This window comes from Nonomuraea sp. NPDC004702 (assembly GCF_053601695.1).
The window spans coordinates 1-23,638 of record NZ_JBSGCE010000022.1 but is presented as its reverse complement, the minus strand read 5'-3'; the positions used below and the strand labels follow the sequence as shown (position 1 = coordinate 23,638).

General features: G+C 73.6%; 11 protein-coding genes. 7 read left to right on the top strand and 4 right to left on the bottom strand.

The window, feature by feature from the left end; translation table 11 throughout:
• Positions 1-132: 132 nt before the first annotated feature.
• From ACWEJ6_RS26205 to ACWEJ6_RS26185, 5 genes are read left to right on the top strand one after another with little or no spacing between them, the layout of a single operon-like run.
• A complete protein-coding gene (locus ACWEJ6_RS26205; RefSeq protein WP_452426902.1) occupies positions 133-6,156 on the top strand; it encodes a beta-ketoacyl synthase N-terminal-like domain-containing protein in 6,024 nt (2,007 codons plus the stop codon).
• Entirely contained in the window at positions 6,153-11,321 is a 5,169-nt protein-coding gene (locus ACWEJ6_RS26200) for a type I polyketide synthase (protein ID WP_452426900.1), read from the top strand. Before ACWEJ6_RS26205 ends, ACWEJ6_RS26200 begins: the two co-directional genes overlap by 4 nt.
• A complete protein-coding gene (locus tag ACWEJ6_RS26195) occupies positions 11,318-12,979 on the top strand; it encodes an NAD(P)/FAD-dependent oxidoreductase (protein WP_452426898.1) in 1,662 nt (553 codons plus the stop codon). The genes ACWEJ6_RS26200 and ACWEJ6_RS26195 overlap by 4 nt, the downstream gene beginning before the upstream one ends.
• A 31-nt stretch (positions 12,980-13,010) precedes the next feature.
• Positions 13,011-14,678, top strand: a complete 1,668-nt coding sequence (locus tag ACWEJ6_RS26190; RefSeq protein WP_387665618.1) for an NAD(P)/FAD-dependent oxidoreductase — start codon at positions 13,011-13,013, stop codon at positions 14,676-14,678.
• Positions 14,679-14,697: 19 nt separating this feature from the next.
• Positions 14,698-16,332 (top strand): NAD(P)/FAD-dependent oxidoreductase, encoded by a 1,635-nt coding sequence (locus ACWEJ6_RS26185; RefSeq protein ID WP_452426895.1) that lies wholly within the window; start codon positions 14,698-14,700, stop codon positions 16,330-16,332.
• 109 nt (positions 16,333-16,441) lie between these two features.
• Here the strand turns inward: ACWEJ6_RS26185 and ACWEJ6_RS26180 are convergent, their stop codons facing one another.
• Genes ACWEJ6_RS26180 through ACWEJ6_RS26165 form a run of 4 tightly spaced genes read right to left on the bottom strand, consistent with a single transcriptional unit; the run spans position 16,442 to position 20,960 of the window.
• Positions 16,442-17,032, bottom strand: a complete 591-nt coding sequence (locus ACWEJ6_RS26180; protein ID WP_387665624.1) for a flavin reductase family protein — start codon at positions 17,030-17,032, stop codon at positions 16,442-16,444.
• Positions 17,029-18,504 carry an amino acid adenylation domain-containing protein gene (locus ACWEJ6_RS26175; RefSeq protein WP_452426893.1) on the bottom strand — a complete coding sequence of 492 codons (1,476 nt, stop codon included), beginning with the start codon at positions 18,502-18,504 and terminating at the stop codon, positions 17,029-17,031. Before ACWEJ6_RS26175 ends, ACWEJ6_RS26180 begins: the two co-directional genes overlap by 4 nt.
• Complete coding sequence (locus ACWEJ6_RS26170; protein ID WP_452426891.1) at positions 18,501-19,643, bottom strand: acyl-CoA dehydrogenase family protein; 1,143 nt, start codon at positions 19,641-19,643, stop codon at positions 18,501-18,503. The genes ACWEJ6_RS26175 and ACWEJ6_RS26170 overlap by 4 nt, the downstream gene beginning before the upstream one ends.
• A 12-nt stretch (positions 19,644-19,655) precedes the next feature.
• Entirely contained in the window at positions 19,656-20,960 is a 1,305-nt protein-coding gene (locus ACWEJ6_RS26165; RefSeq protein WP_452426889.1) for a cation:proton antiporter domain-containing protein, read from the bottom strand.
• Positions 20,961-21,140: 180 nt separating this feature from the next.
• Here ACWEJ6_RS26165 and ACWEJ6_RS26160 point away from each other — a divergent pair, with 180 nt between their 5' ends.
• A complete protein-coding gene (locus ACWEJ6_RS26160) occupies positions 21,141-22,463 on the top strand; it encodes a glycosyltransferase (protein WP_387665635.1) in 1,323 nt (440 codons plus the stop codon).
• The gene (gene galT / locus ACWEJ6_RS26155) at positions 22,460-23,560 is read left to right on the top strand and encodes a galactose-1-phosphate uridylyltransferase (RefSeq protein ID WP_452426887.1); all 1,101 of its coding nucleotides are present in this window, start codon (positions 22,460-22,462) and stop codon (positions 23,558-23,560) included. Before ACWEJ6_RS26160 ends, galT begins: the two co-directional genes overlap by 4 nt.
• The last annotated feature ends 78 nt before the right edge of the window (positions 23,561-23,638 follow it).

Here is a 23,638-nt window from a genome sequence, read left to right as displayed (position 1 = left end):
CGCCCACGGCCGCCGCGCGTTCAAGTCTCGCCCTAGCGGCCTGGGAGACGGTCAACGACATCTGCGCACTCCCTTTCAGCATAAGAACATCCCTGACTCGACCGGAAGCCCGCCGGTCGGAGAGGAGCCCGGATGCCCGGATACGCGACGCAGCCGAGACCCGATGACGTCGCGGTGGTCGGAGTCGGATGCCGCTTCCCCGGCGGGGTGCGGACGCCGCAGGCGTTCTGGCGCGCGCTCCGCGACGGGAAGGACGTCCTGCAGCGGGTGCCCGCCGACCGCTGGGGCAGTGGCTTCCACCACGCCGATCGCGGACGGCCGGGCGCGATCACCTCCGACCAGGGCGGTTTCCTGCCGGACATCGACAGGTTCGACGCCGCCTTCTTCGGCATCTCCCCGCGCGAGGCGGCCGAGATGGACCCGCAGCAGCGGGTGCTGCTGGAGGTGACCGCCGAGGCGATGGAGGACGCCGGCGTGCCGATGCAGCGGTGGGAGGGCAGCCGGACCAGCGTCCACCTGGGAATGCTCGGCTCCGACTACCTCCTGCTGCACACCAAGACCGCAGGCGCCGCGGCGATCGGGCCGCACTTCGCCACCGGCAAGGAGTTCAGCTTCGCGGCCGGCCGGATCGCCTACGTCTTCGGCCTGCGCGGGCCGTGCATGACGGTCAACACCGCCTGCTCCTCCTCGCTGACCGCCGTCCATCTGGCCTGCCGCGCTCTGCGCGACGGTGAGGTGGACACCGCGCTGGCCGGCGGCGTCAACGCGCTGCTGACGCCGGAGCTGTCGATCTTCATGAGCAAGGTCCAGGCGTTCTCGCCGAGCGGGCGGTGCCGGCCGTTCGACGCGCGGGGCGACGGCATCGTCCGCGGCGAGGGGTGCGCGGTCGTGGTGCTCAAGCGGTACGCCGACGCGGTGCGTGACCACGACCAGATCTACGGCGTCATCCTCGGCAGTGCCGTCAACCACGACGGGCGCAGCGCGGGCCTGACCGTGCCGAGCGCGGTGGCCCAGCAGGACCTCCTGCGCGCCGCGCTGGCCTCGGCCGGCGTGGACGCCGGCGTGCCGGGCTTTGTGGAGGCGCACGGCACCGGCACGCCCCTGGGCGATCCGCTGGAACTGTCGGCCCTGGCCGCCGTCCTGGGCAGCGGCAGGGCCGCCGGGGACCGGCTGCTCGTCGGCTCGCTCAAGGCCAACTTCGGGCATCTGGACGCGACCGCGGGCGTGGCCGGCCTGCTGAAGGCCCTGCTGGTGGTCCAGCACCGCGTCGTGCCGCGGCAGATCCACTTCGACACCCCGACCCCGATGATCGACTGGGCCGACAGCGGGCTTGAGGTGCCCAAGGAGAACGTCCCGCTGCGCGGGCCCGGGGTGGCGGGCGTCAGCTCCTTCGGCCTGTCGGGGACGAACGTGCACGTCGTGGTCGGCGCGGCGAGCCCCGCCGAGCCGGCGTCGCCGTCCGCGCCCGCCGGCCCGGCGACCCTGCTGATCTCGGCCTCCACCGCCGAAGGGCTGCGCGAGCTCGCGGACGACTACCTGGACCTGCTGCGCGACGACGCCGATCTGGACGGGACGGCCGGGGCCGCCGCGGCCCGCCGTACCCACCGCGAGCACCGGCTGGCCGTCGTCGGGGCCGACGCGGCGCAGGTGCGCGGCGGGCTGACGGACTTCCGCGGCGGCGACAGGAACAGCGCGGTGATGACCGGCGCGGCGCGGCTCGCCGAGGCCCCCGTGGTGTACGCCTTCTCCGGGCACGGCGCGCAATGGCCGAGGGCCGGCATGGACGTCTACGACGACAATCCCGTCTTCCGCGACATCCTCGACGAGTGCGACGCCGAACTACGCGCGCACAGCGGCTGGTCGGTGGTGGACGTGCTGCGCGACCCGGACCCCGCCCGGTTGCAGGCGACCGCGACCGGACAACCGGCGCTGTTCGCGCTCCAGCTCGCCCTGGCCGGGCTGTGGCGCTCCTGGGGAGTGCGGCCGGCGGCGGTCGTCGGGCACAGCATGGGCGAGATCGCGGCGGCGTGCGTGGCCGGGGCGCTGTCGCTGCCGGTGGCCGCGCGGCTGATCGTCGAGCGCAGCACGGTGCTGGAGCAGGCCAAGGGGAGCGGCGCCATGGCCTCGGTCGACCTGGGCGCCGACGCCGCCCGGGAGTGGCTGGCCCGGCGCGCCCCGGAGGTGTCGGTCGCGGCGGTGAACGGCCCGCGCTCGGTCGTCGTCAGCGGCCCGGCCGAGGACGTCGCACGGGCCGTGCGCGACTGGCAGCGGGAGAAGGTCGGGGCCGTCGCTCTGTCGGTCGAGTACCCCTCGCACGGACCTCTGATGCGGCCCTACGGCCGGCGGCTCAGGCAGGCGACGGCCGACCTGGCCGCGTCCGCGCCGGCGATCCCCTTCCTGTCCACGGTCGATCCGGGGACGTCGGGTGGCGTGCCGGACGCCGAGTACTGGGAGCGCAACCTGTGCCGGCCCGTTCTGTTCTGGCCCGCGATCGATCGTCTGCTGGCCGAGCGTGACGCCGCGTTCGTGGAGATCGGGGCGCATCCGGTGCTGTCCCGCCCGGTCCGCGACGCGCTGGCCAGACGCGGCCGGCGCGGGATCGTGGTGGGCTCGCTGGTGCGCGGCGAGAGCGGCCCCGCGATGCTGGCCCGGTCGCGGGCACGGCTGCACGTCGCGGGCGTGGCCGTCGACTGGGCCCGGGTCTGGAACGGGCCGGTCCGCGCGGTGAGCCTGCCGCCGCCGCGCTGGGCCGACGATCGTCACTGGCTGGCGGGGGTGGAGCGGGGAACGCAGTCCGCGCCCTCTCCCGCCCTGGCGGGCCCAGGACCCGGACCGTCCGGTGTCGCCTCCGGGACGGCGCCGGTGGCCGGGCCCGAGGCCGTCCCCGAGGCGGCCTCCGGTGCCGCGTCCGGAACGGCGTCACAGGCGGCGGACGTGCGGGCCGCCGCGCACGCGTTGCTCGCGCGGGTGCTCGGCCACCCCGAAGGCACGCGCTTCCCCGAACGGCGCGGGCTGGTCGAGCTGGGACTCGACTCGGTCGGCGCGGCGGAGCTCGCCGAAGGGCTGACCCGGGTGACGGGCCGGCCGCTGGACGCCGCCGACGTACTCTCCCACGCCACCCTCGCCGCGCTGACCGAGCACCTGTCGCGATCGGCGACGCAACCGGCGACCGCCACGTCGGCACCGGAACGGGAGAGCGCCGCGGTGGCGGGACCGCGGACCGCTACGGCGAGGACCACACCCGGCCCGTCGGGCGGCGCGTCGGGTGTCGCGTCCGGAACGGCGTCACAGGCGGCGGATGGAGCGTGGACCGGTGATGACCCCGTCGCGGTCGTCGGGTTCGCCTGCCGGGTCCCCGGCGCGCAGGACAGCGACGCCTTCTGGTCCCTGCTGAGCGACGGCCGGGACGCGACCGGACCCGTCCCGCCCGGGCGCTGGGACGCCGAGCGCCTGTTCGCCGAGGGAGCCGTCGCCACCACGCGCGGCGGCTTCCTCGACGCGGTGGACGGCTTCGACCACGGCTTCTTCCGGGTCTCGGCCCGGGAGGCGCGCAGCATGGACCCGCAGCAGCGGCTTTTCCTGGAGACCGCTTGGGAGGCACTCGAACACGCCGGCCTCACCCTGCGAGAGCTGCGCGACAGCCGCACGGGGGTGTTCGTCGGCCTCAACTCCACCGACTACCAGCAGCTCCTGCTGGGCGGCGGCGCCGAGGTCGACCTGTACTACGGGACCGGCAACTCCTTCTCCGGGGCGGCCGGGCGGCTGTCGTACCTGCTGGGGCTGCGCGGGCCGAGCCTGGCCGTCGACACCGCCTGCTCCTCCTCGCTCACCGCGGTGCACCTGGCCTGCCAGAGCCTGCGGCTGGGCGAGAGCGGGGTCGCCGTCGCGGGCGGGGCGAACGTGATGGCCACGCCGACGATCTTCCGTGCCATGTCGGCCGGCGGCGCGCTGTCCAGGGACGGCAGGTGCAAGACGTTCGACGACGCCGCCGACGGCTACGGCCGGGGCGAGGGCGCGGGTGTGGTCGTGCTGAAGCGCCTGTCCGACGCGCTGCGCGACGGCGACCGCGTGTTCGGCCTCATCCGCGGCAGCGCGGTCAACCAGGACGGCGCCAGCGGCGGACTGACCGTGCCCAGCGGTGCCGCCCAGGAGGAGGTCATCGGCGATGCGCTGCGCCAGGCGGGGCTGCGGGCCGCGGACGTCGGCTACGTCGAGGCGCACGGCACCGGAACCAGGCTCGGCGACGCCATCGAACTGCGGGCCCTGGCCGCCGCGCTCCGCCCGGAGGGCACCGCGGAACGGTCGCTGCTCGTCGGGTCGGTCAAGACCAACATCGGTCATCTGGAGGCCGCCGCCGGGGTCATCGGCCTGATCAAGGTCCTGCTCGCCTTCGACCGCGAGGTGATCCCCGCCCACCTGCACTGCGAGGTGCCGACGCGGCAGCTCGCCTGGGACCGGCTCCCGTTGCGCGTCACCACCGAGCAGGTGCCCTGGCCAAGGGCGTCCGGCACGCGTGTCGCCGGGGTGAGCGCCTTCGGGTTCACCGGTACGAATGCCCATGTCCTCGTCCAGGAGCCGCCGCCCGCCGGCGAGAGGTCCACGGCCGCCGGGACCGGCCCGGCGCTGCTGGCGGTCTCGGCCCGGACGGCGCCCGCGCTGGAGGAGGCCGTCTCGCGGCTGCGCGAGCGGCTGGCCGCCACGCCGGAGGCGGACCGCGCGGACCTGTGCTGGACCTCCGTCGCCCGACGGATCCACCACGAGCACCGGATCGCCGTGGTGGGACGGACCGTCCGGGAGCTGGCCGAGGCGCTGGGCGCGGGGCCGCACCGCGGGCACGTGCCCGCGGGGGAGGAGCGCCCCGTCCTGTTCCACCACCGTGCCAGCCCGCCGAGCCGGCAGTGGTTCGCCGAGGTCACGCGGGAGCTGCCGGGCATCGACGCGACGCGCATCCTGGAGCGCACCGAGACCGAACTACGCACCGTGGCCGCGCCGCGAACCGCCTCCGGAAACCCGCCGCGAACCGCCCCCGGAAACCCGCCGCGAACCGCCCCCGGAAACGCGCCGGGGACGGCGCCGGGGACCGGGGCGGAGTCGCCGGCGGGAATCGAGGTGCTGGCTCGGCACGTGGCGGCCGTTCGCCTGTGGCGGGCGCTGGGCGTGGTGCCCGCCGCCGTGGCTGCGCCTCCGGACGTCGGTCCCTACCTGGCGGCCTTCGCGGCCGGTGAGCTCACCGTCGCGGAGCTGGCCCGGGCGTTCGCCGAGGGGACGCCGCCGCGCGCCGGCGGCGTCGCCTCCTTCCCCGACCTGGCCGCCGCCGCCGGGTTCGAGCTGGTGCTCGACCTCGGTGAGCACGGGTGCGCGGTCAGCCTGACCGGCGAGGCAGCCCATCCAGGAGCCCCAACCGCCACCGGAGCCGGCGGTGGGGTCGGGGCCGACGGCGGGGCGGAGGCGCTCGATGTGCTGGCCGCCCTGCACGTGCGGGGGGCGCGCTTTGAGTGGGGGCGGCTGGCTCCTGCCCGTCCGCGGGTGCTCTCCCTGCCCGCCTACCCGTGGCAGCGCACGCGGCACTGGGTGGAGGCCGTCGAGACGCCACCGCCGCCGGCCGCCGGACCGCGTGCAGACGGGCCGCCCGGCAGCGGATCGGAGCCGGGGCCGCCCGTGGAGACCGCGCTGCTGCGCCGCATCCGGGCCACGCCCGCGCCGGCGCGGGTGGAGGCGCTGCTGCCACCGCTGCTCGACCTGGTCGCCGAGGTGCTCGGCGGGGCCGACGACATCGATCCTGACCAGGGCTTCTTCGACATGGGCATGGACTCGGTCCTGTCACTGCGGCTCAAGCTCGCCACCGAGGCGGCGCTCGGCATCGACCTGCCCAACACCGTCCTCTTCGAATGCCCCACCCCCCGCTCCTTCGCCCAGTTCATCGTCGCCGGCCTGGACGAGGCGCCGGCTGTGGACGACACCGTGGACGACGCCGTGGACGAGCTCGCCGCGCTGAGCGACGACGCGCTCGCCGCCCGGGTCGCGGACGTGCTCGCCGGCTCCTCGGCCCGGCTGCGATCGGCCGAGGCCCCGGTCGCGGGGGTTCAAGCCATCTTTGAGCAGCCGCACGTTGACTCGGGTCACTACCCGATCTCGTCGAAGGGAAGCGACGAATGACACAGGCCGACCTTCGCGCCCGGCTCATCGAGGCGTTGCGGGTGATCGAACAGCTGGAGGGCAGGCTCGCCGCAGGCGGGTCCGCGCCGGAGCCGATCGCCGTCGTCGGGGCGGGCTGCCGCCTGCCCGGCGGCGTCGACGGGCCCGACTCGTTCTGGAAGCTGCTGAGCGACGGAACCGACGCGGTGAGCGAGTTCCCCGCCGGCCGCGCCGACCTGGCGGCCTGGTACGACCCCGACCCCGACCGGCCCGGCACCACCTACGTGCGCCACGGCTGTTTCGTCGACCAGGTGGACCGGTTCGAGCCCGAGGTCTTCGGCATCTCCCCGCGCGAGGCCATCGGCATGGACCCCCAGCAGCGGCTCGCCCTGGAGGTCGCCTGGGAGGCCCTTGAGCACGCGGGGTACGCGCCGGACTCCCTCACCGGCAGCGCCACCGGCGTGTTCCTCGGGGTGAGCACCACCGACTACGTCCGGCTGCGGCAGGAGCGCGGCGACCCCGCCGACGTGGACGCCTACCAGCTCATGGGCGAGCCCAGCTTCACCGCCGGCCGGATCTCGTTCGTCCTCGGGCTGATGGGGCCGAGCCAGGTCGTGGACACCGCCTGCTCGTCGTCCCTGGTGGCGCTGCACGACGCGTGCCAGGCGCTGCGGCTCGGCGAGTGCGACATGGCGCTGGCGGGCGGCGTCAACCTCATGCTCAGCCCGTACTCGTTCGTGCTGCTCAGCAAGTTCCGCGGGCTGGCGCCCGACGGGCGGTGCAAGACCTTCGACGCCGCCGCCGACGGGTACGGGCGCGGCGAGGGCGCCGGCATCGTGGTGCTCAAGCGGCTCTCCGACGCAGAGCGGGACCGTGACCACGTGCTGGCGGTCATCCGCGGCACCGCCGTCGCGCACGACGGGCGCAGCAGCGGCATGACGGTGCCCAATCCGGCCTCCCAGCAGGCCGTCATCAGGGACGCGCTCAAGCAGGCCGGCCTGACCCCGGCCGACATCGACTACGTGGAGGCCCACGGCACGGGAACCGCGCTCGGCGACCCGATCGAGCTGCGCGCGCTGCAGGCGGTCATCGGGCAGGCGCACAGCCGCGCCGCCCCGCTCCTGGTCGGCTCGGTCAAGACGAACATCGGCCACCTGGAGGCCGCCGCGGGCGTCGCCGGGCTGCTCAAGGTGGTGCTGTCCCTGCACCACCGGGAGATCCCGCCGCATCTGCACTTCACCGACCCCAACCCGAACGTGGACTGGTCAGGGCTGCACGTCCGCGTCGCCGACGAGGGACGGCCGTGGCCGGTGCGCGGCGGCGTGCGCGCGGGCGGGATCAGCAGCTTCGGCGCCAGCGGGACCAACGCCCACGCCGTGGTCACCGAGCCGCCGCCGCGTCCGGTGCCCGCCCAGGCGTCCGGGCCGCGGCGCGAGCACGGCGTGCTGACGCTGTCGGCGCGCACCGAGGGCAGCCTGCGCGAGCTGGCCAAGGCGTACGCCTCCTGGCTCAGGACGCCGGGCACCGGGTCGATCGAGGACGTCTGCCGCACCAGCCAGAGCGGGCGCGGCAGGATGGCCAAGGGGCTGGCCGTCGTCGGCGACTCGTCCGCGGAGCTGGCGCGGGCGCTGGAGACGTTCGGCCGCGGCGAGCACGACGACGGCTGGACGGGCGTTGCGCTCGCGCCGCACCGCAACCGCGGCCTGGCCTGGCTGTTCACCGGCCAGGGCGCCCAGTACGGGCGCATGGGCGAGGATCTGCGCGCCGAGCCGGCCTACCGGGAGGCGATCGAGCGCGTCGCCGAGCTGATGGACCCGCTGCTCGACCAGCCGTTGGCCGCGCTGCTCGACCTGCCGGACGACGCGGGCTCCCCGATCCACCTGACCGGCAACACCCAGCCGGCGCTGTTCGCCGTCGAGTACGCGCTGTCGCGGCTGTGGATGTCCTGGGGGGTGCGGCCCGCCGTCGTCATGGGGCACAGCGTCGGGGAGATCACCGCGGCTTGCGTGGCCGGGGTGCTCAGTCTGCCCGACGCGGTCGAGCTCGTCGCCGCCCGCGGCCGGCTCATGCAGGCCCTTCCCGCGGGTGGCGTCATGGCGACCCTGGTCTGCGACGAGGAGCGGGCGCTGCGGGCGATCCAGGGGTTCGAGGAGCTGGTCTCGGTGGCGGCGGTCAACGGCCCCGCCGACACCGTCATCGCGGGCCCGGCCCGCGAGGTCGCCCGGATCACCGACGCACTGGCGGCCGAGGGGGTCAAGCACCGCCTGCTGAAGGTGTCCCACGCCTTCCACTCGCCGCTGCTGAAGCCGATGCTGGACGACCTGCGCGCGGTGGCCAGAGGCGTCAGGCATCACGAACCGGAGATCCGGCTGCTGTCGAACGTGACCGGCGACGAGTGGGGTGAGGAGCAGCGCGACCCGGAGTACTGGGTGCGGCACGCGCTCGCGCCGGTCCGCTTCCACGACGGGATCCGCCGGCTGCACCGCGACGGCCTGCGCACCTTCCTGGAGATCGGCCCGCAGCCGGTGCTGCTCGGCCTCGGCGCCCGGGCCCTGGACGATCCCGGCTGCCTCTGGCTGCCGTCCCTGCGCAAGAACCATGACGGACGGCGGCGCACGATCGCCGCGCTGGGCGCCCTGCACCTGCGGGGCGTCGCGGTGGACTGGGCCGCCGTCCACGGGGGAGCCGGGTTCGATCGGGTGCCGCTGCCCACCCACGTGTGGGACCGGACGCGGCACTGGTTCACGGAGGTGGAGCCGGGCGCCCCGGTCATGCGCGGGCGGCCCGGCGCATCGGGCCCCGGCGTCCGGCTGCCGGTCGCGCTCCCCACCTATGAGGTCGCCGCGGACGCCGAGGCGGGGCTGGAGCGGCTGGTCGAGCTGGCCAGGCAGGCCGCGGCGGATGCGTTCGGCGGCGTTTGGCACCGGGCCGCCGCTGTGGAGCTGGCCGAGCCGGTGGCCGCCGGTCAGACCCTTCAGGTCACGGTCGAGCGGGACGGCGACGGCCCGGCCGCGTTCACCGTCAGGGGCCGCGACGACGGCGAGGCGGCGGCGTCGGCCCCCTGGCGCCTGCACGCGCGCGGCGTGCTCCACGGCGGCGCGGTCAGGGAGAGCGACGGGATCGACGGCGACGAAGACGTGGTGGTGCCGGCCGGTGAGCGTCATCCGCTGGTGGCCGCCGCCGTGGCGCTGAGCGGCGCGGAGACGGCCACGCCGGCCGGATTCGAGACACTGGCCTGGGACCCGGGCCCGCCCGTGGCGAGCGTGCGAGTACGCAGGCGGAGCGCCGAGGCCGAGTTCCGCACCGCCGGCGGTCGCGTGAGCGGCCGGGTCACCGGGCTGCGGACGGCGCAGCCGGGCGAACAGGCCGCCGCGCGCTGGCGCGACCCTGCCGAGCTGGTGTTCGAGCTGGACTGGCAGGAGGCGCCCCTGCCCGCGGCGGGCGGCCTCGACGGTGAGCGCTGGCTCCTGTTCCGCGACGGCCACGGCGTCGCCGAGCGGCTGGCCGAGCAGGTGCGCGAGCAAGGCGGACGCCCGCGGCTGGTCCGCCACGCGCCCGGGGTGGGCGTGGCGGGGCTGCTCGCCGAGGCGCGGCCGCACCGGGTCGTCGTCCTCACCGGGCTCGACGCGCCCGACCTGGACGAGGCCGACGAGGACGCGCTGGTGGCCTTCCGCGACCAAGCCGAGCTGCTGGCCGTCGAGGTCGTCCAGGCGCTGCGCGAGCGGCCGGGCGTCACCGTGCACCTGGTCACGCGCGGCGCGGTGCCCGCCGCCCCCGGCCGGCGGCAGCACCGGGCGGCGGCCGCCGGGCTATGGGGGCTGGGCCGGGTGATCGCGCTGGAACATCCGGGCTTGTGGGGCGGCGCCGTGGACCTGGACCCGGCCGGACCGGCCGACGGGACCGGGCGCCTGCTCGACGCACTCGTGCACAGCGCGGAGGACCAGATCGCCCTGCGTGAGGCCCGGGCGCTGGTGTGCCGGCTGGTCCGGCGACCCTTGCCGGCCGAGCGGCTCCAGGCGGCGCCGCCCATCCGCGCCGACGGGGCCTACCTGGTCACCGGGGCGTTCGGCGGAATCGGCGTCACGGTGGCCCGATGGCTGGCCGGGCACGGCGCTCGGCGGCTGGTGCTGCTCGGCCGGACGGCGCTGCCGGACCGGGAGCGCTGGGACGACCCTGGCCTGGCGGCGGCGCAGACCGAGCGGATCGCCGTGGTGCGAGCCCTGGAGGCGCTCGGCGCCGAGGTCACCGTCGAGGCGGCGGACGTGGCCGACGCCGCCGCGGTCCGCGCGGCCGTGGCCCGCCTGGAGGCCGGCGGCGTGCCGCTGCGCGGCGTGGTCCACGCGGCCGGCGTGTCCAGACCCCAGGTTCTCGCCGAGGTGGACCGGGCGGGCTACGCGGCGGTCTGGCGGCCCAAGGTGCTGGGCGGGTGGGCGCTGCACCGCGCCACCCGGGAGTCGGAGCTGGACTTCTTTCTCGGCTTCTCCTCCATAGCTGCCGCCTGGGGCTCTCTCTACCTGGCCGGTTACGCCGCCGCCAACGCCTTTCTCGACGGCCTGGCCCAGGACCGCCGCGCGCGCGGGTTGCCCGGTCTGAGCGTGGACTGGGGGCAGTGGGAGCTGCCGTCCAAGCTGTACGGGGCGGACGTCCGCTCGTTTCTGGCCGCCAGCGGGCTGCGGGCGCTGCCCGCCGGGCAGGGGCTCCGGCTGCTGGGCGCCTTGCTGGGGGCGGACCGGGTCCAGCCGGTGGTGTGCGCGGCGGACTGGCCCACCTACAAGGCGACGCTGGAGATCCGCGGCCCCAAGCCCGTGCTGGAGCAGGTCGAGGCGGCCCAGGCGGCCGAGGAGCCGGCGGGCGAGGCGGCACCGGTGCTGGCGGAGCTGCGCGGCTGCCCGCCGGACGAGCGGCCGGCCGTCGTCTCCGGCTACCTGCGTGACCAGCTCGCGCAGATCCTCGGCCTGGAGCGGTCGCGGCTCGACACCGAGTTCCGCCTGCTCGACCTGGGCATCGACTCGCTGATGGTGATGGAGCTGATCAAGCGGGTGCGGCGAGACCTGCGGATCGACTGCCCCGCCAAGGACTTCTTCGCCACCGACGCCGCCGAGTGGGACACGCTCCTGCTCCGGCAGGCAGCACAGCACCACGCGTTCGACGTGTCCGCTACCGAGGTTGGGAGTGACGACAGGTGACAGGGACCAGGCGCGGCAAGACGTCCGGCCAGTACGACGTGGCGATCCTGGGCAGCGGGATGGCGGGCTCGATGCTCGCCGCCGTCCTGGCCCGCAACGGGGTGGAGGTGCTGCTGGTCGATCAGGGCACCCATCCGCGATTCGCGGTGGGGGAGTCGACCATTCCCTACACCTCCGCCATGACGCGGATCATCGCCGACCGCTACCGCGTGCCGGAGATCGGGGCATTAGCCAGCTTCAAAGGCATACAGCGTCATATTTCGCGAAATTCCGGTATTAAGCAGAACTTCGGGTTCGTCTACCACCGCGAAGGGCGCCCGCAGAACCCGGAGGAGATCAACCAGCTCAAGATTCCCACCGCCCTGCGCACCGAGTCCCACCTCTACCGCCAGGACACCGACGCCTACCTGTTCGCCGTCGCCGTCCGCCACGGCGCCCACCCCCGGCCCGGCACCCGTATCGAGGAGGTGGACATCGACCCCGACGCCGGGGTCGAGCTGCGCGCGGCGGGCGGGGAACGCTTCCGCGCCAAGTACGTGGTGGACGCCGGCGGCTTCCGCTCGCCGCTGGCCGACCGCTTCGACCTGCGCGAGAACCCCACCCGCGCCCGCCACCACTCCCGCAGCCTGTTCACCCACATGATCGGGGTGCGCCCGTTCGACGCGGCCCCGGCGGCAGCGCTGCACCGCCAGCCCAGCCCCTGGCACAACGGCACGCTCCACCACGTCTTCGACGGCGGCTGGCTCTGGGTCATCCCCTTCGACAACCACCCCGGCTCGACCAACCCGCTGTGCAGCGTGGGGCTCACGCTCGACCCCCGGCGCTTCCCCCAGGAGGAGCCGGACCCCCAGCGGGAGTTCGACGGCTTCCTCAAGCGCTTCCCCGAGATCGCCTGGCAGTTCACCGACGCCGTCGCCACCCGCCCGTGGGTGTCGACCGGCCGGCTGCAGTACTCCGCCAAGCGCCTGGTCGGCGACCGCTTCTGCCTCACCTCGCACGCGGCCGGCTTCATCGACGCCCTGTACTCGCGCGGGCTCACCAACACCCTGGACGTGGTCAACGCCCTGGCCTGGCGGCTGATCGCGGCCGCCCGCGAGGACGACTGGTCCACCGAGCGCTTCTCCTACGTCGAGACGCTGCAGCAGGGCCTCTTCGACGTCCATGACGACCTGGTCTACAGCTCCTTCGTCGGGTTCAGGGACTACGAGCTGTGGAACGCCGTCTACCGCACCTGGAAGATCGGCACCGTGCTGGGCACGCTGGTCCTGGAGAACGCCCACACCGCGTTCCTGCGCACCGGCGACGACGGCCTCTTCCGCGAGCTGGAGCAGAGCGACCATCCTGGCTCCCCGTTCCCCATCAGCGACCAGTTCAACCGGTTCGGCCCGCTCACCCGCGAGCTGTGCCTGGCCGTGGAGAACGGCTCGCTGAGCCCGTCGGCCGCCGCCGCCAAGATCTTCCACCACATCGAGGACGCCGACTACATCCCGCCGGTCTTCAACCTCGGTGACCCGGCCAACCACTTCTTCCACGCCACGCCGCCCAAGATGCTGGCCGCCGCCCGCTGGGGCAGGACCCAGGCCCCGCCGCACATCGGCGCGGTCATCCGCGGGGCCATCGCGGGCGTGGTCCGCACCCGGCTCAGCCCTCGCCACTGACGTCCGCCCACCGAGAAGAGGAATCGCCACGATGAGAAACAGCAGCATGGAGAAGACCTTCTACGACGTCGCGATCCTGGGATCGGGCATCGCCGGCACGTTGCTGGGCGCGATCCTGGCCCGGCACGGCGCGAAGGTCCTCCTGGTGGACGCCGCCTCGCACCCCAGGTTCGCGGTCGGGGAGTCCACGATCCCCTACACCCTGCTCTACCTGCGCGCCCTGGCCGACCGCTACGACGTCCCGGAGATCAAGGCGCTGGCCACCTTCACGCAGACCAGGAAGACGCTCGGGGAGCGGTTCGGCGTGAAGCGGCACTTCGGGTTCCTGCTGCACCATGAGGGTCAGCCGCAGAACCCGCGCGAGACCAACGAGTTCAACACGCCGAAGAACCTGCTCAACGAGGCCGCACACTACTTCCGCCAGGACACCGACGCCTACCTGTTCCACGTCGCGATCAAGTACGGCTGCCGGGCGAGGCAGAATTTCCGGGTCGAGCAGATCGACTTCGACGACTCCGGCGTCACCGTCACCGGCCCGGACGCGCAGTACCGGGCCCGCTACCTGGTGGACGCCAGCGGCTTCCGTTCCCCGGTGGCGGACAAGTTCGGCCTGCGGGAGAACCCGTGCCGGCTCAAGCACCATTCGCGCTCGGTCTGGAACCACATGCTCGACGTCACTCCGACCGACGACCTGTTCCGGCACGGCAAGGAGAACCGGCCGCCGTTCCCCTGGTACGAGGGCACCGTCCACCACATGTTCGAGCGTGGCTGGGCGTGGGTGATCGCCTTCGACAACAACAAGTGGTCGACCAACCCGCTGTGCAGCGTGGGCATGACCGTCGACCCCCGGACCTACCCCAAGCCCGAGCACCTGACCCCCGAGGAGGACTTCTACGCGCTCGCCGCGCCCTACCCCGACATCGCCCGGCAGTTCGAGGGGGCCAAGGCGGTGCGCGAGTGGGTGTCCACGCCGCGGCTGCAGTACTCCTCCAGCCGCTGCGCCGGCGACCGCTGGTTCCTGCTCTCGCACGCGGCCGGCTTCATCGACCCGCTGTTCTCCCGCGGCCTGTCGAACACCGCCGAGGCGGTGCACGCGCTGGCCTGGCGGCTGCTGGCCGCGATCAAGGAGGACGACTTCTCCGCCGAGCGCTTCGCGTTCGTCGAGCGCCTGCAGCAGAAGCTGTTCGACTACAACGACTCGCTGGTCAACGCCGCCTTCATCTCCTGGCGCGAGTACGACCTGTGGACCGCGGTGTTCCGCTTCTGGGCCTGGGGCGCGAACGCCGGCTGCTACCAGATCCAGCGCGCGCTCAGCCGGTTCGCGCAGGACGGCGACGACAAGCACTTCAGGGAACTGGAGAAGGCGCCGCACCTCGGGCACTACTGGGGCTTCAACGACGGCTTCGCCAAGGCCTACGACAGCATGGTCGAACAGGTGGACGCGGTCGAGGCCGGCCACCTCAGCCCGCGCGAGGCGGCCGACGACCTGTACGACCAGATGCACCGCGCCGACTTCTGGCCCAAGCACTTCGGCTTCGCCGAGCGGGACGTGCGTTTCATCAGCCCCGGCCCCAAGACGTTCTTCAAGATGGCGCGCTGGGCGAAGACCGAGGCCGACCCCGAGCTGGGCACGCTCATGATCGAGACCGGGAAGGCGGCGTTGAAGTCCCGCTTCCTCAAGGGACGCAAGCTGTTCTGACCACCGGAGGCAACTCGCGATGACCGTGGAAACTCCCAGCACCCCATTCGACGTCGCCGTCCTCGGCACCCACCTGGGCTGCGCCGTGCTCGCGGCGATCCTGGCCAAGCAGGGAGTGCGCGTCCTCCTCGTGGACGCCGCCCCCGGGCAGGAGGAGTTCGCCGGGGAGACGACGGTGCCGTACACGGCGGAGGTCTTCTTCACTCTCGCCCGCCGCTTCGACATCCCCGAGCTCGCCGCCTTCGGGCTGACCAGCGCGCTGCCGTCGGAGATCCGGCGCTCCAGCGGGATCAAACGCAGCCTGGGCTTCCTGCACCACAGCGAGGGCCGCCAGCAGGTCCCCGAACAGGCCGTGCAGTTCAACGTCCCGGGCGAGCACGCCGAGTGGCACCTGTATCGCCCGCACGTCGACCAGCACGCCTGGACGATCGCCCGGCGCTACGGCGCGGTGGTCGTGCCGCACCGTCCCGCGGTCGCGGACGTGCGCGTCGGCGCCGGCGGCGCCGACGTGCTGCTGGCCGACGGCTCCCTGCACCGCGCCCGGTTCGTCGTGGACGGCAGCGGCGCGGGCTCCCCGCTGGTACGACGGCTGGGGGCCGAGGACGCGGCGCCGAAACTGCTCTCCCGGTCGCGGGTGCTGGCCACGCACATGTACGGGGTGCGGCCGTTCGAGCAGTGCGTGCGGCAGGCGGACTACGTCAGCGCCACCGACTGGTCCATGGGCACGATCAGCCACCTGTTCCCCGGCGGGTGGCTCCAGCTGGCCCACTTCGGCAACGGCGAGGACCCGGTCAACCCGTTGACCAGCGTGGTGCTCAGCCTGGACCCGGGGCGGTACGCGGACCTGCCGGGCGAGCCCGAGCAGGCATTCCGCGAGCTGGTGCGCCGCTTTCCCACCCTGGCCCGCTCGTTCAAGGACGCCGTCGCCGCCCGGCCGTGGACCGCCGCCCGGGTCTGGCAGCGCACGGCGGGACCGGCGTTCGGCGAGGGGTGGTTCCTGTTCGACCGCACCTTCAGCCGCAACGACCTGTTCCTGTCACGCGACGTCACCATGACGGCCGAGATGGTCCACGCGCTGGCGCCGGCGCTGGTCGAGGCGGCGCGGCGCGACGACTGGTCGACACCGGCGCTGCGGCGCGCGGCGCTGTTCCAGGAGCGGCTGGTCGACTTCAACGACCGGCTGCTCGCCGGCGCCCGCACCGCCACCACCGACTTCCGGCTGTGGAACGCCTACTCGCGGGTGTGGCTGCTGTGGTCGATGCTCTCGGCCCTGTCGCTCAAGAGCGCCCGCAACCGGTGCCTGGCGCTGGGGCGCTGGGAGGAGGTGGAGCGCTTCGGGGACGACGCGTTCTGGTTCCGCCCGCCTGACGGGCTGCCCGGGCTGCTGGACCGGGCGCTCGGAGAGCTGGCCGAGGTCGAGGCCGGCACGCGCTCGGCGAGCGCCTGCGCCGGCCGCCTGTTCACACTGCTGCGCCGGGCGCCGTTCGTGCCGCCGGTCTACCGGTTCGCCGATCCGGACGCCCGTTACTACCACTTCTCCACGGCGCGACGGCTGCGCATGCTGTTGTGGTCGAAGACCGTGGCGCCCGCCGAGTTCCGGACGATGATGACCAAGGAGAACCTCACCAACGTGCCGCCTCCCGCGATGCACTGAAACGCGATGCACTGAGAAGGGCACGGAAATGCGCCGGGCCGGCTCCCTGCCCGAGGGAGCCGGCCCGGCGTCTTTCGCCTGGCCCGGCGCAGGAGCTCAGCGCAGGACCTCAGCGCAGGACTTCGGCGTAGCCGCCGCGCCAGTAGGCCAGGGGGTGGCGGTGGGACCGCAGGTTTCCGCCGACCAGCCGGCCCACCAGCAGCGTGTGGTCGCCCGTGGTCACCGCCCGCTCCAGCTCGCACTCGGCGTAGGCGACGACGTCGGCCAGCACCGGCATCCCGCTGACCGGGCCGCGGTCCCAGCGCACCCGGTCGAACTTGTCCGGGACCGGGGAGGCGAAGACCTGGGAGACCCGCCTGGCCCGATGGTCCAGCATGTTCACCGCGAACCTGCCCCTGGCCAGCACGGCGGTGAGCGTGCCGCTCTTGTTGCTCACGCACGACAGCAGCAGCGGCGGGTCGGCGGACACGCTGCACACCGCCGAGCAGGTGAACCCGCGCGGTGATCCGTCGCCGCCGGTGGTGGTGACCACGCAGACGCCGCTGGCGAAGGAGCCCATGACCGTGCGGAAGGTGTCGGCGTCCACCGACGGCAATCGCTCCTCGGCGCGCTCCTGGGTGGCGCCGTTCATCGGGAACACGTGCGTCGCGCACGGCTCGGGTCCGGCCAGGGCCATCGGCAACATCTCCCATCCGCTCATCGAGGGCCGCCCTCCTCCGTCATGGCCAGCAGCAGAGCTCGGTCGGTCTTCCCGTTCGGGGTCCTGGGCAGCGTCTCCAGCAGCCGCAGGCGGTCGACGTTCATGTAGGGGGGCAGCAGCCCCGCGCAGTGACGCTTGACCTCCAAGAGGGAGGGGCGCCGGCCGGGCGCAGGGACGACGAACGCGTACAGGCGCGCGTGATCCCCCTCCCCGGCGGCCAGCACGGCGACCTCGGCGACGGAGCCGAGCCCTCCCAGGGCCGTCTCGATCTCGCCCAGCTCGACCCGGTTGCCGCGGACCTTGACCAGGTGGTCGCGCCGCCCGACGTAATGCAGCTCGCCGTCGGCGTCCAGACGGCCGAAGTCGCCCGTCCGATAGGGGCCCGTCAACCTCTCGCCGCCCCAGTAGCCCAGCATCACGGTCGGCCCCTCGACGACGATCTCCCCGACTCCGTCGTCGTCCGGGGACGACAGCGTGACCGTGTCCCCGGCGCAGGCGCGCCCGATGGGCAGCGGCCGGTCGCGGTCCAGGTCCGCGTCGCTCACCTCGTAGGAGGTGCAGACGTTGGTCTCCGTCGGCCCGTACCAGTTGAGCAGCCGGACGCCGGGCCAGTGTTTGCGCAGCGCCCGCACGTGCTGCAGGGGGAACGGCTCTCCGGCGAAGACGCAGGCGCGCAACCCCGGCGGCGGCTCCCGGTCCAGCAGGCCCCCTTCGCGGCACATCAGGGTCAGGACGGAGGGGACGGAGTACCAGACGGTGATGGCGCGCTCGTGGAGGAAGTCCGTGAGCTGGTGCGGGGCGTAGGCGCTCGCCGGAGGCACGAGGTGGACCGAGGCCCCCGTCGCGAAAGCGGCATACAGATCGAAAACCGACAGATCGAAGTTGAACGGCGCATGGTTGGAGAGCCGGTCACCGGCCCCCACCCGGACTTCCCGCACCGCCCACTCGACGAACGCGAGCGCGTTGCGGTGGCTCAGGCACACCCCCTTGGGCGTGCCGGTCGAGCCTGAGGTGTAAAGGATGTAGGCGGGATCGTCGCCCCCTGCGGAGAGCTCGCCCCGGCCGCCGCCGGCGTCGGCGTCGCCGCCGGCGGCCAGCTCCGGCCAGGGGACGAGCGGCAGGCCGTGCCCGGCGGGGAGCCGTCCGGGAGCGTCCTCGTCGGTGACGACCAGCGCGGGCGCGGCGTCGCGGACGATCCTGGCGACCCGGGCCGCCGGGTTGGCGCCGGCGACCGGGACGTAGACGGCGCCCAGGCGCAGCACCGCCTGCATCACCGCGATCGCCTGGACGTGCTTGCCGGTCCAGATGACGACGCGATCGCCCCGGCCGACGCCGCGCCGGCGCAGGGCGGACAGGTAGAGATCGGACAGTTCGTCCAGGGCGCGGTAGGTCACCGGGCCGTCGTGGTCGTGCACGGCGACGGCCTCAGGCGTGCGCCGCGCGCTTTCGATGAGCAGCCGATGGAGTTTCACAGGTGGAGTTCCCTCGCGATGAGCTGTCGCTGGATGTCGGAGGTGCCGGAGAAGATCACTGCGGGCACGGTGTCGCGGAGCGCCGCCTCGATGCCGTCCTCGGACAGGTAGCCGCGGGCCCCGAAGAGCCTCACGGCGTCCAGGGCGCTGTGCAGCACCCCTTCGGAGACGGCCAGCTTGGACATGGCGATCGCCAGGTCCGCCGGCTCGCCCCGATCCAGTTGCCAGCACGCGCGGTACAGCAGCAGGCGGGCGCTCTCGACCTGGGTGGCCATGTCCGCTATGCGGTGGGAGACGGCCTGCAGCCGCGAGATGGGCGCGCCGTACTGCCGCCGGGCGCGGGCGTGCTCCTTGACCCGGTCCAGCAGGCGGTCGGCGAGCCCCAGGTAACCAGCGAACAGGCAGGCCCGCTCCCATTCCATGGAGCGCTGGAAGATCGGGCCGCCCTGCCCCGGCTCGCCCAGCACCCGCTCGTCGGGGACGAAGCAGTCCTCGAAGTGGACCGCGCAGGCCACGCAGTCGTCCAGGCCCATCTTCCGCATCGTCGGGCCGAGCCGGACGCCCGGGGAGCCGGCGTCCACAACGAAGGCGGTCTGCCCGAGGTAGCCGGCCCGCGGGTCGGTGGTGGCGTAGACGAGCAGCACGTCGGCGACGGGCCCGTTGCTGACGAACGACTTCTTCCCGTTGAGCACCCAGCCGCCCGGCGCCCGGCGGGCGCTCGTGGCCAGGCGCGAGACGTCCGACCCGGCCTCGGTCTCGGTCATGGCGTTGCCGGCGATCGCCTCGCCCGAGCACAGGCGCGGCAGGAACCCGGCGCGCAGGCCGGGCCCGCCGAACTCGGCGATCGGCATCGTGCAGGCGAACAGGTGCGCACTCGCGCCGAACACCAGCCCGGTGTGGCGGCAGCCCCGCCCGGCCGCCTCGAACACCCGGGCCGTGTCGAGGGCACCGAGCCCCTGCCCGCCGTGCTCGGCGGGCACGCAGGAGCCGAGCACGCCCAGCTCCCCGAGGCAGCGCCAGTGCCGTCGCCGGCCCCCCAGGGGGTGCTCGGTGTGCGAGTCCTTGCACACCTGGCGCAGCCGGGTCAGCAGGTGCTCGTAGCGGGCCGATTGCTCGGCGTTCCAACCGAAGTCCACCATCTCTCGTCTCCATCAGTGGGTGGGCAGGGCCGGCGCCGCCGGACCGGCGTCCTGACGCAGATCCGGCCGGGACGACACGGCGGCCGAGGACCGCAGGGTCAGGGAGAGCAACGGGGCGGCCATCGCCGTGGTGACCACGGCCATGACGACCATGGCGCTGAACAGCTCGGTGCTGAGCAGGCCCAGCCCGAGACCGACGTTGAGCACCACGAGCTCGGTCAGGCCCCGGGTGTTCATCAGCAGGCCCAGCACCAGTGAGCCGCTGGGGCTGAGCCCGCTGAGCCGGGCGGCCACGGTGACCCCGCCCAGCTTGCCCAGGCAGGCCGCCACCACGATGCCGACGGTGATCAGCAGCGTCATCCCGGTGATCGTCGTCAGGTCGACCGAGAGCCCGGTGACCACGAAGAAGACCGGCATCAGCAGCTGGCCGACGCGTTCGAGCGGGACCTGCACCGCCGCGCGCAGCGCGGGCGCCAGGGAGCGCGGCATCACCAGACCGAACATGAAGGCCCCGAAGATGGCGTGGATGCCGATCACCGAGGTCACGTAGGCCGACAGCAGGACCCCCGCGGCGGTGACCATGACCGGCCACGGCTGGGCCGCGCTCATCCGCTGGAACGCCCAGGCCAGCAGCGGCCGCACCACCCAGAACATGGCCACGACGTAGATCACCGACCAGGCCAGTACCGAGATGAGCGCCGCCGAGCCGCTGGTGGTGACCAGGGCGACGACCGCGGCCAGCACGCACCAGGCGAACACGTCGTCGGCGGCGGCCAGCGCGAGGGCGAGCACGCCTACCCGGCTGCTCTGCAGCCGGTACTCGGAGATGATCCTGGCCAGCACCGGGAAGGCCGTCACGGACATGGCCACGCTGAGGTAGAGCGTGAAGCCGAGCAGCCCCACCTGGCGGCCGTCCACGACGCCGTAGCGCGGGTACAGCAGCCAGGCCATCGCCACGCCGAGCAGCATCGGGGTCACGATCGACGACAGCCAGATCAGGCCCGTGCTGCGCCGGTGGCCGCGGATGGTGGCGGGGGTGAACTCCCAGCCGACGACGAACAGGAAGAGCAGGACCCCGATCTGCGCCACGACCGACAACTGCGGCCGCAGCTCGGCGGGGAAGAGGAGCCCCGTCAGGTCCCCGGGGAACAGGCCCAGCACGCTGGGCCCCAGGATGACGCCCGCCAGGATCTCGCCGATCACCGCCGGCTGCCGCATTGATCGGACGACGACGACGACCATGGTCGCGACCAGCAGGATCACTCCGATGCCCGCGACAGTCGTCATGATCTGCCATTCGGCGTTTTCCTTCGGCACGGCTACTCCAGGGCGTTGGGGAGGTGAGGCCGTTCGGCGCCTCGGGGGCCACTGTCCGCAATCGCGCTTGAGATCCGGTCAAACGGCGCCGGCCCGTTCGAGGGAAGTTCCACCGCCGAGGGCTAGACGTGGACTTCCGCGACACGCGGACTTCCACGAGACGAGAAGGGACGTGAGCCGATGGGACGGATCCTCGTCGCCACCACGCCGGGCGAAGGTCACGTGAACGGGATGGTGGAGGTGGCGCGCGCGCTCGTCCGCGCCGGCCACGAGGTGCGCTGGTACACGGGACGGGCCTTCCGTCCCAAGGTCGAGGCCGCCGGGGCCGTGTTCGTGCCCATGTCGCGCGGGCACGACTGGGGCGGCAGGACCAGGGAGGAGGCGTTCCCGCACCACGCGGGGCTGACCGGCGTGCGGAGCATGGTCGCGGCCTTCCGCGACATCTTCTTCCGCGCCGCCTACGGTCAGATGGTCGACATCCTGGAGATCCTGGACGAGTTCCCCGCCGACGTGATCGTCTCCGGTGAGACGATCTTCGGCGCCAACTTCGCCGCCGAACGGCGCGGCATCCCGATCGCCTGGGTGGCCACCTCCATCTACATCTTCGGCAGCCGCGACACCGCTCCGCTCGGACTGGGCCTGCCCCCTGCCGCCTCGCCGGCCGGCCGGCTGCGCAACAGGGCGCTCAAGGTGCTCTCCCGCACGCTGCTGAAACCCCTGCGGGAGGTGCGCAGAGACGCCGACGTGACCCGCTCGCGGGCCGGGCTGAGACCGATCGGCGCCGGCCCGTTCGAGAACATCGTCCACCCACCCGACCTGTACCTGATGGGGACGGTGCCCTCCTTCGAGTACCCCCGCACCGACATGCTGCCGCAGACCCACTTCGTCGGGCCCTTCGTCGGCCCGCCGCCCCAGGGGTTCCAGCCGCCCGCCTGGTGGGACGAGCTGGACGGGCGCCGCCCGGTCGTCCACCTCACCCAGGGCACGGTGGCCAACGACGCCGGCCGGCTGCTGACGCCGGGCCTCAAGGCGCTGGCCGGCCTGGACGTGACGGTGGTGGCGACCACGGGTGTCCCCCCGGACACGCTCGACCTCGGCCCCCTGCCGGCCAACGTGCGGCTGGAGCGGTTCGTCCCGCACTTCGAACTGCTGCCCCGAGTGGACGTCATGATCACCAACGGCGGCTACGGCGGGGTCAACACGGCGCTGTCGCACGGGGTCCCGCTCGTGGTCGCGCCGGCCACCGAGGAGAAGCACGAGGTCGCGGCCCGCGTCGACTGGGCAGGCGTGGGCATCGGGCTCAGCCGCCGCAACCTGTCGGCCGACGCGCTGCGCCGCGCGGTCAGCACGGTGCTCGCCACGGACTCCTACCGCCGCCGCGCCCGCCAGTTGCAGGAGGAGTACCGCAGACACGACGGGCCGCGGCGCGCGGTCGCGCTGATCGAGAGCCTGGCCGGGCTGCCGCAGTCCCGGCCCGCCGCCGAAGGGAGCGTGCGCGGATGAGGAAGACGACGACCAAGCTGCCCGACGGCCGCGAGCTGATCTACTACGACACCCGCGACGACGTGGTCAGGGACCCGGTGGACCCGCGTCCGGCCACCGCCCCGGCCAGGACGACCGAGATCCGCTACGACGCGCTGCGCGAGGAGTGGGTCCTGATCGCCGCCCACCGGCAGGGACGCACCCACCACCCGCCGACCGAGGAATGCCCGCTGTGCCCGTCCCCGGAGGGCAACAGCGAGATCATGGCCGACGACTACGAGGTGGCCGTCTTCGAGAACCGCTTCCCGGCCCTGGCCGGCGACGGCGACGCAGAAAGCGCCCGCGAGCGCCTGCACGCGCTGCGCCGGCCCGGCCAGGCGTGGCGGGCGGCGCCCGGGGCGGGCCGCTGCGAGGTGGTGTGTTTCAGCGCCGACCACGACCGCTCCTTCGCGGACCTGCCCGCTGAACAGGTCTCGCTCGTCCTCGACGTGTGGACCGACCGCACCGCCGAGCTGTCGCACCTGCCCGGCGTCGAGCAGGTGTTCCTGTTCGAGGACCGCGGCAAAGAGACCGGCATGAGCCTGGTCCACCCGCACGGGCAGATCTACGCCTACCCGTTCGTCACCCCGCGGACCCGGCGGGTGCTGGCGGCGGTGGCCGGGCACCGGTCCGCGACCGGCCGGAACCTCTTCGACGACCTGGTGGCCGAGGAGTCGTCCGACGGCAGGCGCCTGGTCGTCGAGGCCGAGCACTGGACGGCGTTCGTGCCGTACGCCGCGCACTGGCCCTACGAGGTGCACCTGTACCCGCGCCGCCGGGTGCCTGATCTGACCGGGCTGGACGACGCCGCCCGGGCCGAGTTCCCCGGCGTCTACCTCGACCTGCTGAGCCGCTTCGACCGGCTGTTCGGCGCCGCCGGCCCGGCGCCCTACATCTCCTCCTGGATCCAGGCACCGATCTCCGACCGGGAGGAGTTCGCCCTGCACCTGGAGCTGTTCACGGTGCGCAGGACACCCGCCAAGCTCAAGCACCTGGCCGGCTCCGAGCTGCTCATGGACGTCTTCGTCAACGAGATCCCGCCGGAGTCGGCCGCGGCCAGGCTGCGCGAGCTGGGGTGACGGCGGGCCGCCCGCCAGCACCACCCGGGCGCCGACGCGTTCGGCCAGGACCGGCGCGAGCGGCGAGGCGATCAGCGC

Coding starts and splice junctions, on each gene's coding strand:
- galT (WP_452426887.1), top strand. CDS start 22,460: ATGAGGAAGACGACGACCAAGCTGCCCGACGGCCGCGAGCTGATCTAC.
- ACWEJ6_RS26170 (WP_452426891.1), bottom strand. CDS start 19,643: ATGGTGGACTTCGGTTGGAACGCCGAGCAATCGGCCCGCTACGAGCAC.
- ACWEJ6_RS26160 (WP_387665635.1), top strand. CDS start 21,141: ATGGGACGGATCCTCGTCGCCACCACGCCGGGCGAAGGTCACGTGAAC.
- ACWEJ6_RS26185 (WP_452426895.1), top strand. CDS start 14,698: ATGACCGTGGAAACTCCCAGCACCCCATTCGACGTCGCCGTCCTCGGC.
- ACWEJ6_RS26205 (WP_452426902.1), top strand. CDS start 133: ATGCCCGGATACGCGACGCAGCCGAGACCCGATGACGTCGCGGTGGTC.
- ACWEJ6_RS26180 (WP_387665624.1), bottom strand. CDS start 17,032: ATGAGCGGATGGGAGATGTTGCCGATGGCCCTGGCCGGACCCGAGCCG.
- ACWEJ6_RS26200 (WP_452426900.1), top strand. CDS start 6,153: ATGACACAGGCCGACCTTCGCGCCCGGCTCATCGAGGCGTTGCGGGTG.
- ACWEJ6_RS26190 (WP_387665618.1), top strand. CDS start 13,011: ATGAGAAACAGCAGCATGGAGAAGACCTTCTACGACGTCGCGATCCTG.